At 59.3% G+C, this 14,214-nt stretch carries 12 protein-coding genes; 4 read left to right on the forward strand and 8 right to left on the reverse strand.

The window, feature by feature from the left end:
- Positions 1-16 precede the first annotated feature (16 nt).
- Entirely contained in the window at positions 17-3,511 is a 3,495-nt protein-coding gene (locus AB1462_RS21485; RefSeq protein WP_367247889.1) for a hypothetical protein, read from the forward strand.
- 41 nt (positions 3,512-3,552) lie between these two features.
- Here the strand turns inward: AB1462_RS21485 and AB1462_RS21490 are convergent, their stop codons facing one another.
- Positions 3,553-4,137, reverse strand: a complete 585-nt coding sequence (locus AB1462_RS21490) for a nitroreductase family protein (RefSeq protein WP_090407852.1) — start codon at positions 4,135-4,137, stop codon at positions 3,553-3,555.
- Positions 4,138-4,290: 153 nt separating this feature from the next.
- Between AB1462_RS21490 and AB1462_RS21495 the strand changes: the two genes are divergently transcribed.
- Positions 4,291-4,740 carry a YcgN family cysteine cluster protein gene (locus tag AB1462_RS21495; protein ID WP_259193625.1) on the forward strand — a complete coding sequence of 150 codons (450 nt, stop codon included), beginning with the start codon at positions 4,291-4,293 and terminating at the stop codon, positions 4,738-4,740.
- Positions 4,741-4,753: 13 nt separating this feature from the next.
- Positions 4,754-5,974 (forward strand): hypothetical protein, encoded by a 1,221-nt coding sequence (locus tag AB1462_RS21500; RefSeq protein WP_367247890.1) that lies wholly within the window; start codon positions 4,754-4,756, stop codon positions 5,972-5,974.
- 74 nt (positions 5,975-6,048) lie between these two features.
- Here the strand turns inward: AB1462_RS21500 and AB1462_RS21505 are convergent, their stop codons facing one another.
- The 3 genes from AB1462_RS21505 to AB1462_RS21515 all read right to left on the reverse strand — a co-directional run bounded on the left by AB1462_RS21505 (position 6,049) and on the right by AB1462_RS21515 (position 7,431).
- The gene (locus AB1462_RS21505) at positions 6,049-6,414 is read right to left on the reverse strand and encodes a DUF2892 domain-containing protein (RefSeq protein ID WP_090407844.1); all 366 of its coding nucleotides are present in this window, start codon (positions 6,412-6,414) and stop codon (positions 6,049-6,051) included.
- Positions 6,415-6,481: 67 nt separating this feature from the next.
- On the reverse strand, positions 6,482-6,949 hold the full coding sequence (locus AB1462_RS21510; RefSeq protein ID WP_010563721.1) for an RNA methyltransferase: 468 nt from the start codon (positions 6,947-6,949) through the stop codon (positions 6,482-6,484).
- A 107-nt stretch (positions 6,950-7,056) separates the two neighbouring features.
- The gene (locus AB1462_RS21515) at positions 7,057-7,431 is read right to left on the reverse strand and encodes a YajD family HNH nuclease (protein WP_003210675.1); all 375 of its coding nucleotides are present in this window, start codon (positions 7,429-7,431) and stop codon (positions 7,057-7,059) included.
- A 206-nt stretch (positions 7,432-7,637) separates the two neighbouring features.
- Between AB1462_RS21515 and AB1462_RS21520 the strand changes: the two genes are divergently transcribed.
- Positions 7,638-8,279, forward strand: coding sequence for a hypothetical protein (locus AB1462_RS21520; protein WP_367247891.1), 642 nt, complete (start codon positions 7,638-7,640; stop codon positions 8,277-8,279).
- Between the two features lie 78 nt (positions 8,280-8,357).
- Here AB1462_RS21520 and AB1462_RS21525 read toward each other — a convergent pair whose 3' ends face one another.
- Genes AB1462_RS21525 through AB1462_RS21540 form a run of 4 tightly spaced genes read right to left on the reverse strand, consistent with a single transcriptional unit; the run spans position 8,358 to position 14,162 of the window.
- A complete protein-coding gene (locus tag AB1462_RS21525) occupies positions 8,358-9,737 on the reverse strand; it encodes an efflux transporter outer membrane subunit (RefSeq protein WP_367247892.1) in 1,380 nt (459 codons plus the stop codon).
- Positions 9,734-10,735, reverse strand: coding sequence for a hypothetical protein (locus AB1462_RS21530; RefSeq protein WP_259193620.1), 1,002 nt, complete (start codon positions 10,733-10,735; stop codon positions 9,734-9,736). Before AB1462_RS21530 ends, AB1462_RS21525 begins: the two co-directional genes overlap by 4 nt.
- Positions 10,732-12,897 (reverse strand): peptidase domain-containing ABC transporter, encoded by a 2,166-nt coding sequence (locus AB1462_RS21535; RefSeq protein ID WP_090407832.1) that lies wholly within the window; start codon positions 12,895-12,897, stop codon positions 10,732-10,734. Before AB1462_RS21535 ends, AB1462_RS21530 begins: the two co-directional genes overlap by 4 nt.
- Complete coding sequence (locus tag AB1462_RS21540) at positions 12,894-14,162, reverse strand: HlyD family secretion protein (protein WP_367247893.1); 1,269 nt, start codon at positions 14,160-14,162, stop codon at positions 12,894-12,896. The genes AB1462_RS21535 and AB1462_RS21540 overlap by 4 nt, the downstream gene beginning before the upstream one ends.
- Positions 14,163-14,214 lie beyond the last annotated feature (52 nt).

Here is a 14,214-nt window from a genome sequence, read left to right on the forward strand (position 1 = left end):
AAGGACAAGTACCATCATGACCACCCTCGCTCTTCCCGCTATTCATCCACGCTCGATACCTCTTTCCAACATCCCCATGGCGTCCGCCAACCCGCCCTCCGAAACGGTTGCCGACGCAGCTGACACCCCTGTACTCGCGCAGTCATCCGCGCTGAAGATTGCGTTGGGCGACCGCTGCAACCAACGCATGCTGGCCGATAAACTCCAGTACATCACTCGCCAAATTCTGGATCAGCCCCTGCCCGGTGAGTCTTTATCCATGGCCCGGGCCAGGACGCTGATGCAAACGGCGCTGGCTGCGCAGTTGAAAAGTACCCTGATGTATGTGTGCGAAGACTCGTCCTATTCGCCGCTGCAGCCTCTGCCCGTCAACCGTCTGATCAGTCTGGAAGCTTTTATCCTCGGCAGTGGGTTGCAGGTGCCGACAACCCTGGAGGCGCTGCTCGATTTGACAGAAACCGTGTCCAGGCAAGCGCAGGTCCACCCCCTCGGTAACTTGAGTGGTGGGTTGTCCTGGCCGCTGCCTATGCCCGGGCAGGATCAGAAAGCGCTTGTCGACCTGCTGCACAGCAATACCAGCGCAGTGCCAGGCCTGCCCTTGATCGAGGGCGGTACAGGGGCGCTGGGCTATTTGATCAGCGGCAGTTCGGTGTCCCAGGCCGACCTGGAAAACCCTGTTGCAGCGATGGAGAAATTGCTCGGATCCGCCAAGGCAGTAGCCCTGGAGCAAGCCATCCAGACCCGGCTCAACGGGATCGTCACTGACGGCGGCGGCAACGACTATGTGATGACGGCTATCCAACTGGGCCTTGATCCGGAGTCCCAGGCAGCGCCTGCCCACCATAGCGTTGCCGGTTTTGACCTGGCGCACAATCGGCACTGGGGACAACCGGCTTCGGTAGTGGTTGAAGGGTTGGGCAAGCACCTGATTGAAAAGGGCCGGGCCAACGCGCAAACCGCCAACTTGGCGGCCTATCTGCTGCTGGCCAGGACGGCGCCTGAATACCTGGTCAAGGACATTCCCGCCAGCGTGACCTACGGCAGCGTGCTGTGGGCGCAATTGGTGATGTCAGTGGCCCGAATCGAAGCGCAAACCCCAGGCCGCACGCTCGCCATGGGCTACGGGGAAATTTTGCTGGCCGCTGAGAAACTCAACACCGACGAAGCCGTCAGCCAGCCAATCAGTTATCAGGCATTGAGGGATTGGGGCGTCGTAAACGGTTTGCTCGCCACCGCTGAAGAGGCACCCTCGGCGAGGGACATGGAGCGTGTGAGGACGGCGTATAACAGCCAGTTGAGCTCACTGAAAAGCACCAGCACCCTGTTGCAAACGGAAATCCCCAGCCGAAAGGCGATGGCTCTCGCCCGGCTGGAAGAGGCGTTTCCTGACCTGGACCCTCGTCTCTTTGAAGTGCGCAGTATCCAAAAGGCCAGGTTGAGGAAAGGCAGACCGGGTCTTCATCCCGGGGCACGCTCAATGCTGGATATTGTGATGGAAGGGGGCAGCCTGGGCGCTGAAGATCATTGGGTCAGCAATGACAAGCGCATCCCCGTCAATACGTTTTGCAACCTCTTCCGTATGGGCAAGCTGGAGGTGGCTACAGCGTTCAGGGCTGCTTACGACACGGCAATCAATGCCCATGAGCAGGGCCAGCAGGGCAGGGTCAAGCAACTGATTGCCACGCTGCCGTTGGAGGACCGCAAAAACCTGGAGTTTGGAAAGCTGGAGTTCTTCCATACCAACCAATACACGATAGCCGTTGATTTACTGACCCCGCCTGCTCTTCACGTCAGAGGACATACGTTGGAAGTGAAGGCGACGAGAGACGGGCAAGTCAATCTCTACACAATCGACACGCGGCGAGGCGTCATAGAGAAAGAGAACTTTCTGATACGCCGCCGCACTGAGCCTTACACAGCGAATAAGCTGGAAACGCGCGACGCCAATATCTTGTCCAGAACCGTGCTGTTTGAACCCGATAAAGACGAACATGCGCAGCGGTTTAAGGAGCGATCGACCGAGACAGGTCAGCCAGACAGTTTCAACTCGGGGCGCAGCCAGGCTATCGCTGACGTATTCGTGAAGTCCCTCGACCTTAAAAACGACGATCTGTTGAACGAGGCCAGGGGCGTTACTTCCTTCGATCAAGAACACGCCAGGAATGAGGCGATTTACACGTTCTTTCTCAATCTCATCCCTTTGCGCTCGGCGATCGTCAACTTTCAACAGGGCAATGTCGGCCAGGGCATCTTCGACTTGGCTTTGGATGTGGTTGGCCTGGTCACACTGGGAGCGGGCAAGGCGGCGCAGGCCGGCAAGGTGCTGGGCAAAGCCTTGTCATCCGCGGGCCATGTGGCAAAGGCTGCACGGTTCGTTGGGGCGACCGTGGTTGAAGCCTTCAACCCCCTGAGCGGCATGGGGGACCTGCTGGCGGGCGGCGGCCGACTGGCGGCGAGTGGCGCGCGTTATTCCGCAGCGAAGGTGGCGCAGCAGTTCAACCAGCTGCGCGGCTCTGCTGGCAGCTATGACCTGCTCAAGGCGGCCAGCAAACAGTATGAGGACGCGGCAACGGGCGTCTTCAAGATCGCGGGCGAACCCATTGAAGGCGGGGCCGTGCTGCATCACGGCAAATGGTATGCCTTCGATACGCATACGATGCGCCCTTATGGTCGCCCGCTCGAAGACTTCGTGCCTGGAGCCCGCGCGGTGGATGGCGAGCTGAGTAATAGGCTGTTTGACCAATTCAAGGTGCCCGAGTCGAGAATTGCCGGGCTGTCGCGCAACAGTCAGGGGGTGTATGTCGCTGCCGACGGGCACCTGTCCCATATCCGCAATATTGACAGCGCGGGCAACGCCTCCATTTATGAAGTGCGCCAAGTTACGCGTTTTGCGGATGGCAAGGTCCAGGCGCGGGTGTATCACAACAATCGACAGACCTCATTACTGCTTGAGCATATCCAGGGCGATCAATGGCGTCGGTTGGGCGTGCGCGGTGGTCATCCGGTTTCGGTCAAGGCCGATCTCGGGCCTCAGATCGGCCAAGGCAGCGAGGGCGTTGTTTATGCAAGCCTCGACGGGAAAAGTGCCTACAAAGACCTGGGGCCCACACGCTTGACCACCGCCGAGGGCCACATTGATATGGCGGTAGTCAATATGAACAAATACTACGGGGATGGCTTTGCCGTTGTGATGGTTGAAGACGGCCGCAAATATATAAAAATGGGCAGAATAGACGGTGTGGATCTGAGTACGCTTGAAAAGAAGAGTTTACCGCCAAGCGCGCAATTGTTAATTGATGAAGCAGTGGCGCGGATGGAGGCGAAAGATATTTTTCACAACGATCCGCAATTGAAAAACTTCATGTACTCGAAGAAAGACAATAAGGTCTACCCCGTCGACATGGACGGCCTGCCGGGGGAATTTATGGTGCCCGTGGTGAAAAGGGTCTACGACAGACAAATCGGAGAACTGCGCGCCGCGTTCAGTGAGCTGATCGCTCGAGAGGCTTGATGGTTCACCCTGCCGTTTTCAACGGCAGGGTTTCAACGGTGTTAAAGACTAAAGTCCCCCTCGGACACCAGCTCGCTCAGCGGCTTGCGCGGGCTTGGCGCTTCTCGGCCTTGCAGATACTCCGGCAAGCTCGATTTGTCGCCCAGCTTGCCCACCGCAACGGCGGCATGCAGCGCATAACCCTCTGGAATCTTCAGCTCCTTGCGCGTCAGCTCCTGATCGAAGCCGGCCATGCCGTGGGTGTGCCAGCCGCTGAGGCTGGCTTGCAGCGCCAGGTGGCCCCAGGCCGAGCCGGTGTCGAAGGTGTGCCACAGGGCGGGGGTTTCTTCCGTGGCGCCAGGGGCGATGAAGTCGGTTTTCGAGGCGATGATCACCAGGGCCGACGCATGCTGCGCCCAGCCACGGTTGAATTCATTCAGCAGGCCCAGGAAGCGCTCCCAGTCCGGCGTGTCACGGCGAGCGTAGAGAAAACGCCAAGGCTGCGAGTTGTAGGCCGACGGTGCCCAGCGTGCGGCTTCGAAGAAGCTCAGCAGGGTTTCCTGCGGGATGCTCTCGCCGGTAAAGGCGCGGGGCGACCAGCGTTCGGTGAACTGGGTGTGGATCGGGTAATCGGCAACGCGTGTCATGGGCAGCTCCTGATCGTCAATTCGGCGCTCAAAGCTACTGCGCGCCCGCTAGACTGACAAGTCTTCTCATACCGACAGTCGTAAGCGCTTGGCCCCAAGGGCCTTGGGCACTAGACTGGCGGCCTTTTCACCTACCGATACTGATGTAGAGCCATGGCCGCCAAAGTCGAACCTTTCTGGATACGCAAAACCCTTGAACACCTCGACCAGGAGGAGTGGGAGTCGTTGTGCGACGGCTGTGGCCTGTGCTGCCTGCAAAAGCTTGAGGATGAAGACGATAACAGCGTCTATTACACGCGTATCGCCTGCAAACTGCTGGACCTGAAAACCTGCCAGTGCACCGACTACCCCAACCGCCGCGCCTCGGTGCCCGACTGCATCCAGCTCACCCCAGGCCAGGCCGACCAGTTCAAGTGGCTGCCGCCCACCTGCGGTTACCGCCTGGTCAGCGAGCGCAAGGACCTGCCGCTGTGGCACCACCTGGTCTGCGGCGACCGCGAGGCCGTGCACCACGAACGCATTTCCCAGTCCGGGCGCATGCTCAGCGAAGGTAGCGTGCCCGAAGACGACTGGGAGGATTACCTGATCTTCCGCGCGGGCTGAACAAGGAGTGTGTATGAGGGCGGGAACCAAGCTGGCGGCAAGCCTGGTATTGCTGGCGTTGAGCATGCCGGCGTGGTGCGCGAAGAAGGTCGACCTGGATTATCACGTCAAGCTGCTGCCCCAGGGCGATCAGGCCGAGGTGCGTGTGAGCCTGTCCCAGGGCTCGGCGGTGCGTAGCCTGAACTTCGACCTGGGCCGCGATGGCGACTACAGCGACTTCAAGGCGGATGGCCAGTGGAGCGTCAATGGCCACCGTGGCCTGTGGCAACCCAGCGCCAGCAAGGCCAGCCTGACCTACCGTGTACGCTTGAGCCACGCGCGCCAGCCGGGTATTTATGAAGCGCGAATGACGCCGAGCTGGGCGTTGTTTCGCGGCGAAGACCTGGTGCCCTCCGCACGCCTCGACCAGCAGGACGGGGTCGAACTGGTCTCGCGTCTGGTGTTAGAACTGCCGGCCGGCTGGAACAGCATCGAAACCGCCTGGCCGCGCATCGGCAAGAACAAGTTCCGCATCGACAACGTCTCGCGCCTGTTCGACCGACCCACCGGCTGGATGCTCGCCGGCACCCTCGGCAGCCGCCGCGTGCGCCTGGGCGAGACCGAAGTGACCATCGCCTCGCCCAGGGGCCAAGCCATGCGGCGTATGGATGTGCTGACACTGCTGACCTTTGTCTGGCCGCAGGTCGAAGCGGTGTTCCCGCGTCATCCGGCCAAGCTGCTGGTGGTGGGCGCCAGCGACCCGATGCGGCGCGGAGCCTTTTCCGCGCGCGACTCGATCTACCTCAACAGCCGCACGCCGCTGGTCAGCGAGAACGGCAGCAGCCCGTTGATTCGCGAAGTGGTGCAAGCGATTGGCCGCTTCAACGACCACGACACCAGCGACTGGATCACCGAGGGGCTGACCGAGTACTACGCCATCGAACTGGTGCGCCGTGCAGGCGGGATTACAGATGAGCGGTATCAGGCGATACAGGCGCGGTTGGCCAAGGAGGGGAAGGACGTGACCAGCCTGCGCGGCGATCACGTCAGCGGCGCGACGGTGTCACGGGCGGTGCTGGTGTTGCAGGAGCTGGACCGCGAGATCCGCGTGAAAACCCACAACAAACGTTCCCTCGATGACCTCGCGCAGGCAGTGATGCGCGCGAACAGCATTACCACCGTGGAGTTCGTGCAGTTGGCCGAGAGCATCATCGGCGAATCGTCGGTGGTACTGGACAGCAAGTTGTTACGCTGAATCGTCGCCATACACAAAACAAAATGTGGGAGGGGCGGTGCGACGATTCGACTTGCCCCCTCCCATATTTGAATCTAACCCGTGGTTTTAACGGCCTTCTCAGCCGCCACTTCCGCCTTGGTCTTCAGGTTTCTCAGTTCTTCACCCGCACGCTCGATCTTCGTACGTACGCTGTTCATTTCCTGGCGGCCCTGTTCCAGCTTGTCTTTAAGCGCACTGTGCCCGGTAAAGCCGCGAGCCAGCGCCACGCCGCCGATCGCCACCTGAATCAACCCGAAAATACCGCCACGGCGCAGGCCTTTGCCCACCATCATCACGCCACCGGCCACTGAGCCGATGCGTTCCCAGCCATGCACGTTCTGGGTGGGCTGATTCTGGGGAGACGGGTTCTGGAAGGGGGTGTGTTCGATGATAGGTCGCAAGGTTTTGCTGTCGCTCATGATCTGTCTCCAACAAGGGCAAGTGTATGCAGCTGACTGCGTGGAGGCGCCGGATGTTCCCAAAAGATCAGTACTTGGGGCCCGAACGGGTGTTGTTGCCCTTGGCCATGCGGTCGTAGAGCACCACGTTGACGGTGGCGGCGAGGTTCATGCAGCCGGTGGTCGGGATGTACACGACGTCTTCGCACCAATCGCGGATGTCTTTATCCAGCGATCCGTCTTCAGGGCCGAAGATATACAGCGCGCGGTCTGGGTGAGTGTATTCGGGCAGTGGGCGGGCGCCTTCCACCAGCTCCACGGCGACCGGGATGCAGCCCAGCGGCAGGATCTTCTTCAGGTCATCGATGCCGATCAGTGGAATATCGTGGTGGACCTTCTTGGTGTCGGTGATGAAGTCTCGCGCGCGCTCGTAACGCACGCCGGTGTAGAACACCGAGGCCACGCCGTAGCAGCCGGCGGCACGCATGACCGAACCGACGTTTTCGGGGGATTTGGGGTTATACAGACCGATGCAGCTGTAGCGTTTATTGCCCACGGGAGTGCCTTAAAAAGGCAGCAGTATAGCGGCAAGCTACAAGCTGCAAGTAAAAGAGCCATGGCTTTTTCTTGTAGCTTGCTGCTTGAAACTTGAAGCTGCGTAATTCAGTCGTCTTTCTTCATCAACCCCGCCAACGCTGCAAACGGGTTATGCGTGGCCTTGGCGATTGTCGGGCTGCTGGTGGAGCCTTCGCCGAAGTACTGCTGGTCGGTGTAGCGCGAGTGTTCGTTGTCGTGGCAGTACAGGCACAGCAACTCCCAGTTCGAGCCATCCTGGGGATTGTCATCATGATTGTGGTTACGGTGGTGTACGGTCAGTTCACTCAAGCGCTTGCCGGCGAACTCACGGGCGCAGCGGCCGCACACGTGGGGGTACATCTTCAGGGCTTTGTCGCGGTAGCCCATTTCCCGGTCGCGCTGGGCATCGGCAAGGATGCGGTCCAGCTTGGCGGTATGGGAGGGCGGGTTGGTCGAGCTCATCATGGCTCCTGGCTATTTGGTGGGTCACGGATGAGGGTGATTCTAGCCGTTCGACATGCAGTTGGCTGCGGCTTTTTCAGCAACGTACGCAAGCGCTCTCATCCGAGACATACCCTGTACACCAATACCGCCGGGCCAGCCGTGAGCAGCGCCCAGGCCTCAGGTACTCTCGTTTGCTCCACAACAGAGAACCTCAGAGGTATGTGATGCCCCGAGTAACCACACCAAATCAAATTCCCTCTTCCCAGCCCGTTAGGCCTGGCTGTGACGATGCTGGCCCGGCTGCGAACCGTTCTATTTTTATCAAGGTGAAAGGTTTTTTCCGCAAAGGCCATGCAGTATCGCCAAGCCAAAAAGCCTCACCGCCCACGCAAACCGTTTTTGTCGACACGGGGCGTTTCAAGACCGTCAAGGACAACACGTCGATGCTGTCCGCGCAGTATTTGTCCAGCTGCTCAGCCCTGGCAGTGCTTTCAGGCTGGAATGGCAGTACCTACGAATCGCGTACGTTGATGCATCTGAATGGAGGCAGCCTGCGCTACGGCTTGATCGATCAAGACGTCCCTGAGTTGCTTGCCGAGCTCAAGGGTTCTTTGGCGGGTGGCGGTAAAGTCATCTGGGTAGGGGGGGTGGATGCGCAGACCGATTTTCAGCTGGCACTCAGCCTGAAGCAGGAGAAGGGAGGTCTTCATCCACTGAGGGACCTGCTGGAAACTCCAGGTATTTGCACGGTAATCGCCGGCTCCAGCGGCATTGACATAAAGCCTGACGGCACCTTCAAGCTGGCACCGGTGGGCCGGGGCGAGCTGACCGAGCGGGACGTGCAGCAGATGCGTCAGTTCATGTGAGGATTGTCTAGCAGGCACCTGGCGCCCTGAAGGGTGCCAGCGTGCAACCGGGGGGCACCAAGCCGGGCAGCCTTGTCGTTATGACCAACCACCGCCCAAGCTTTTGTAAAGGGATATCCGATTGTTGATCTGCAACAGGCGCACAGTGATCAGATCCTGTTGCGCCGAACTTAAGCGGCGCTGCGCATCCACGACTTCCAGATAACTGTTCAGCCCTTCGTTAAGCAGCAGGTTTGCCAATTCTACCCGGCGTAGCTCGTTCGCCACCGTGCGTTCCTGGGCTTCAAGCCTGATTTGCAGGGGTTCGGCAGAGCCCAATGCATCGGCCACTTCACGAAAGGCTTGCTGGACCGTCAACTGATAATGGGCCACGGCGCTTTCGCGTTGGGCCTTGGCAACGTCCAGTTGGGCCAGGCGCTTGCCCATATCAAACAGTGGCACTCCCAACTGCGGGCTGAACGACCAGCTTCTCGCATCACCGGAGAACAGTTGCCCCAACTGAGGGCTACTGAAACCGAGCAGTGCGGTCAGGCTGATGGACGGTAAAAAAGCCGAACGTGCAGCCCCTATGTTCGCATCGAGCGCCCGCAGGCGTGCTTCTGCCGCTCGGATGTCCGGGCGGCGGGTCAAGAGTTGCGACGCAAGGCCGGGGCTGACAGGCAGGATGACGGAGCCGTCGCGCCAAGCGGCCGACAGCAGGCGGGATTGATCCAGCGGGTTCCCCGCCAGGTACTCGAGGTTGTGAAGGGTGAGGTTCAGCTCGCGATCGGTCTCCGCCGATTGCCTCTGCAGATTCTGCAACCAACTGTCTGCCTGGCGATCCTGCAACTCGCTGACAAGACCTGCTTCATAACGCGTGGTCATCATCCGTCTTGCAGCATGCGCCATGGTGAGCAATTGCTGGTGTTGGTCACGCATTTTCAGCAGGGCCAAGGCTTTGTAGTAGTGGCTGGCCACTTCTGCTATCAGGCTGATCTGTACGCTACGGGCATCCTCCTGGGTGGCCAAAAAGCTATGGCCTGCGGCGTCCTTGAGTGCAGCCAGGCGCCCCCACAGGTCCAGTTCGAATGCTGTGATGCCAAGCCCGACCTGGCCGCGTTCGAGAATGTGGCGTTGACCATCAGGCGAATCCAGGGCGGACACCTGCTTTCGTTCGGTCGAGCCGTTGAGGCCTACTGCTGGCCATTGCCCGGCGCGTTGGATGCCATGCTGAGCACGGGCCTCCTCGATGCGCAGGATGGCAACCTGCAAGTTGCGATTGTGCTGCAAGGCTTGCGTGATCAGCGCATAAAGTTGCGGGTCGGAAAAAACTTCGTGCCATTCAGACAGCGCCTTTGCCTCGATTTCAGTTGGGTGATCGCGCCAGTGCGCGGCAACTGGCAAGGCTGGCGCCTGGTAGTCAGGGGTCAGTGAGCAACCGGCCAGGCCCAACGTCAGCAATCCGGTCCAGGCTTTCATGGGGCAACTCGGCGGTGGGTGTGTTTGGTTAAGGCGGCAGGGATGTTTGAGCGTCGCTGCGCCGAATCGGGCTGTCTTTGATAGAAGGCTTCCATCTGCGACAGGTAGAACCAGTGTTCCGGTGCCTGGCGGATAAAGCGCTCCATGGCTTTGCTCCAATGGGCCAGCATGTCTTGCACCTCCCCGTGCGCGATATGGGCAATCGCATGCAGCTGGCCGTGGCTTCCAAGCTGGACGCGATGGCCGGCCAGCAGGACCGGGCAGCCCAGTCGTGAAGCGAGGAACATTGGCCCTTTGACAAACTGGGCTGCACGTCCGAAGAGTGTCCCATCGACCGGTTCACCGGCCCTGCTGGTATTCAGGCTCACCGGTATATCCGAGAAGATGATGACTTGATGGCCTTGCCTGATACGGCGCGCAATACACAGCGCTGTGGCGGGTGAGTTGCTGTCGAGAATCTCGACCTTATGACCCAGGCCTTCCAGGCTCATGAGGGCGCCGTAGGTGAATGGGTCTCGGTAGTTCCAGATCGGAATGACGAAACGTGTCGGTGCAACGTAGCGTTCCACCAGCCTGGCGACTGCCATCCAGTATTCGCCGGTATGGAGCAGCACCAGCAGGTACGGACTGTGAGGCAATCGTTGCCAGTGGTTTTCTGGATCGACCCAGGCAACCGAGCGAATCCAAGTGCGTAACAGCGCTGGGTGCTGCAAGGGGTAACGCTGTTGGTGGATGCCTTTTTGCCATTCAATAGCGATATGACGGCAGGCGCAGGCTTCAATGTCCTTGGGGGGCAGATCGAATAGCTCAAGGTTTTGGACGGTTCGCTGGTAGTGCGCGCCGCGCGCGCGCGCTGGCAAGTGCGCTAGCCACTGCGGTAACCGTACCAGCCCGCGCGCCCGCACTTCGTCGCCCAATGCCGTTGCCAGCAAGGTACACACGGCCTTGTGAATGCGGACCTTGCCGACAGCCCAGCGCAATTGCCAGCGCAGGCTCATGGGCGGTTTTCCGGCATGGGCAGCAGTTGGCCGTCGACCATCTGCAATACCCGGTCGCAGGCTTTGGTCACCGCCAAGTCATGCGTCACGACTACGCAGAGCATGGGGAGCCGGCGCAATGTTTCGATGATCACATCCCTGGCATCGCCATCCAGGTGCGAGGTGGGTTCATCGAGCAACAACAGGCTTGGGCGACGGAAAAGCGCGCGGGCGATCAACAGCCGTTGTCGTTGCCCGGAAGACAGCTGTACGCCGCCCGGGCCGAGCAATGTATTGAAGCCATTGCTCAATGCGCGAATGCTGTCCAGCAGGCCGGCCTGTTCGACACACACCAGCAGGTATTCGCCATCCAGGGGCTCGATGCCCATGGCGATATTTTCGATGACGGAGCCGTCGATGATTTCGCCAATCGCAGTGACATATGCCACGTTTTTTTGATAGCGCCGCAGGCCGAAGCGTTGCAGCGCCACACCATTGATCATCAACTGGCCCTGGTCGGGCGGGTAAAATCCCGCGAGGACTTTCAGCAAGGTGCTTTTGCCACACCCTGACGGCCCGAAGATCGCGATTTTGCGCCCGCTATCCGGCAGGCTCAGGTGCACGTCCTTGAAGGTCGGTCGATCAAACGAGCTGTAGCGAAACAATGCACCGTCCAGGCTGACCGAGGTAACCGGATCCGGTTCATTCAGCCCCTTGGCGCTATAGACGCAGGTCTCCATCGCTTCCCTGGGCTCGTCGACGATCTGCTCGACCCTGAGCAACTCGACACGTACCAGCCGCAGGTTGATGTAATTGTCGATGGCTTTGAACAGGCACCCCATGAACAGGTCTTTGTAGAGAACAAAGGCAAACAGGTCGCCGACGCTGTTTGTCCCATGCAGCACTGCCAACGCTCCTATCGCGCTCACCAGCAACGAGTGACTGTGAGATAACCCCTCGTGGACCACGTTGTTCATGACTTGCAGGTGTTGAACCCGTGCCCTGGCGCTTTCCATGTCAGCTTGGTGATTGTTCCAGGCGGCCAGTCGGTCCGCTTCGTATTGATAGAGTTTCATCGACTCGATGTTGCCCAGCGTGCTCAACAGCGTGACGTTGCGGGCCGTCTCTGCCTCGATTGAGGCCTTGTGATGTCGCTCCATTGCCGGCAGCGTGATGCTGCGGAATACAAAAAACACACCGCATAGCGCTATCGACAGTCCAGCCAACATTGGGTTGATCAGCGCCATCAACGCCAGGAACAGCACGCTGGCCAGCAGGTCGATGGTGATGTCCATCGTCCCGGAGGTGAATTGCAGATAGGCTTTTTCCGTGGCCTGGGTTCGACGCAGCAGGTCGGCCGCGGCGCGGCGCTCGAAGTACTGCACCGGCAGGCGCAGCAGCCAGGCAACGACTCCCGTTGCCAGGTCCAGGCTCAGCGCCACTCGCAGGCGCATGTCCAGGATTGCCCTGAGCCACGCAGCCAGGGTTTTGAAGATAAACAAAGCGCCAAAGATATAAAGGATAAGGTACAGAAAGTCCTGATCGTTCTTTGCCACGACCTCATCGATTGTCAGGGCAAACAGTTTGGGGGCGGCGATGGCACCTACGTAGCCAAAAATGGATAGCAGCCCCATCGGTATCAGGTAGCGCAACAGCCAGGGGTTGCGCTCCAGCAGGTGGGTAAAACTCAACGACTGTTTGGCTGTGCCCTTGGCCTTCGTCGTGAATGAAAGACTCGGTTGCACTTCCAGCGCGATTGAACTGAACATCGTCAGCGCTTGGGCCCAGGTATAGAACCGCCGCCCGACCGCTGGGTCGACGATATGCAGCCCGCGAGCATTGGTGGATTCCAGAACCACGTAATGCCGGTTGTTCCAGAACAGGATTGACGGCGTACGCAGATGCACCGTGTTAGCGAGGGTCAAGCGCAGGGGGCGGGAAATCAAGTTGTGTTCTTCGCACATCTTGACCACTTGCAACAATGACATTCCATCGCGTGCCACCCGGTAGTGCTGGCGCATGTCGCGAAGGCTCAGGTTTTTGCCGTAGTAGCTGCTGATCATGGCGATGCAGGCGATGCCGCATTCGGACATCTCGTCCTGGAGAATCACTGGCATGCGTTTGCGCAGCCACTGCCGCGAGCGATTGAGTGCGTCGGTCAGTACCTGTTTGAATGCTGTCATACCGAATGCCCGTCAGTGGGAGGCAAGCTTCGAGGATCGGGGGTGCGTTCGATGCCCTTGAGCACAGGCAGGAATAGCCATTGCATCAGATTCAAGCGCTCCAGGCTCAATGAGGCGCGCAGGGTCATGCCGTCCTTGAGCCACCCCTGTTGGATCTGGGTCCTGCTGCCCTCGAAGTCGAGGTTGACCTCCACCAGATATACCTGGCCGTTGCGGGCAGGATCGGCGGTGCCAATCGGCGTGGTGTTCAGATAGGTACTTGAGGTGCTGTGGACAATAGCCCCCTTGATAACCCCGTAACGCGCATAGGGGAACGCGTCGATTCGCACGATCACCTCACTGCCCACATGGGCGAAGCCAATGGCGGAAGGGCTGACTTCAAGCACCACCACCGGGGCATGGAGGGAGGGCTGATCGATCCGCAGCACGATCATCGGGAGCCCGATGTCCGCTCGGCTGCCTGAAAAAACCGAAACACTGTCGACAACGCCGTCGACGGGGGAAAGCAGTACGTACTCTTGGTTTTTGTGCAGATTTTGCAGCTGTTCGCGCAGTTCATGGTCTTGACGTGCCAGTTCGCTGAGGCGGCGGGTCAAGGCCTGTTCGTTCTCAAGGCTGGCTTGTTCAAGCTCAAGCAAGCGCTGCTGGGCGTGAGTCCTGGCCAGCTCATTGGTGGCCAGGTCCTGAAGCACGGACTCGTGATGGACCGTTGCGGCGTTAAGATCTGCCTGGGATATGGCCTGTTGTTCTGCCAGGCGTTCATGCCGTTGTTTTTGTTCCAGGGCGATGTAGGCACGACGCTGTATGGACTGTTGGACGGTGCTGTTCAGTTGCAGGCTTGCACGCAATTGTTCACGTTGCAGGTGGAGCAGTTGCTGCTGGGCGTCATGGGTTGATCGTGCGCTGGCCTCGTCGGCAAGCCGGTCTGCCAAGAGGTGCTCAAGCCGTTCAGCGCTCGCGCTGGAAGACGTCGTGTGGGTTTGTCCACTGACGATTTCCGGGTTGTTGTTCAGCATCTGCAGTAATGGCTGGCCCTTTTTGACTGTCTCTCCGGCGCCCACCAGCACCTCTTTGATATGGGCTGATCGTTCGCTGGTAATACGTACAATATCGCGGGTCTGAATATGGCCTGTTATTTCCTCTTTTCTTGCATAAGTGCCCGTGAACAGCAGGATGAGTGCAGTAATGAAAAAGAGGCAAATCAACCAGCCGAATACCAATGGCCGAAGGGATGACCTTGGCGTGACACTTCCCAGTTCAAGCATAATTAGACCAGTGACTCTCTCAATACTTGTAGGGGGATGTTAATGATCCAGT

It is taken from the genome of Pseudomonas sp. SB113 (assembly GCF_040754745.1).
Classification (GTDB): domain Bacteria; phylum Pseudomonadota; class Gammaproteobacteria; order Pseudomonadales; family Pseudomonadaceae; genus Aquipseudomonas; species Aquipseudomonas grimontii.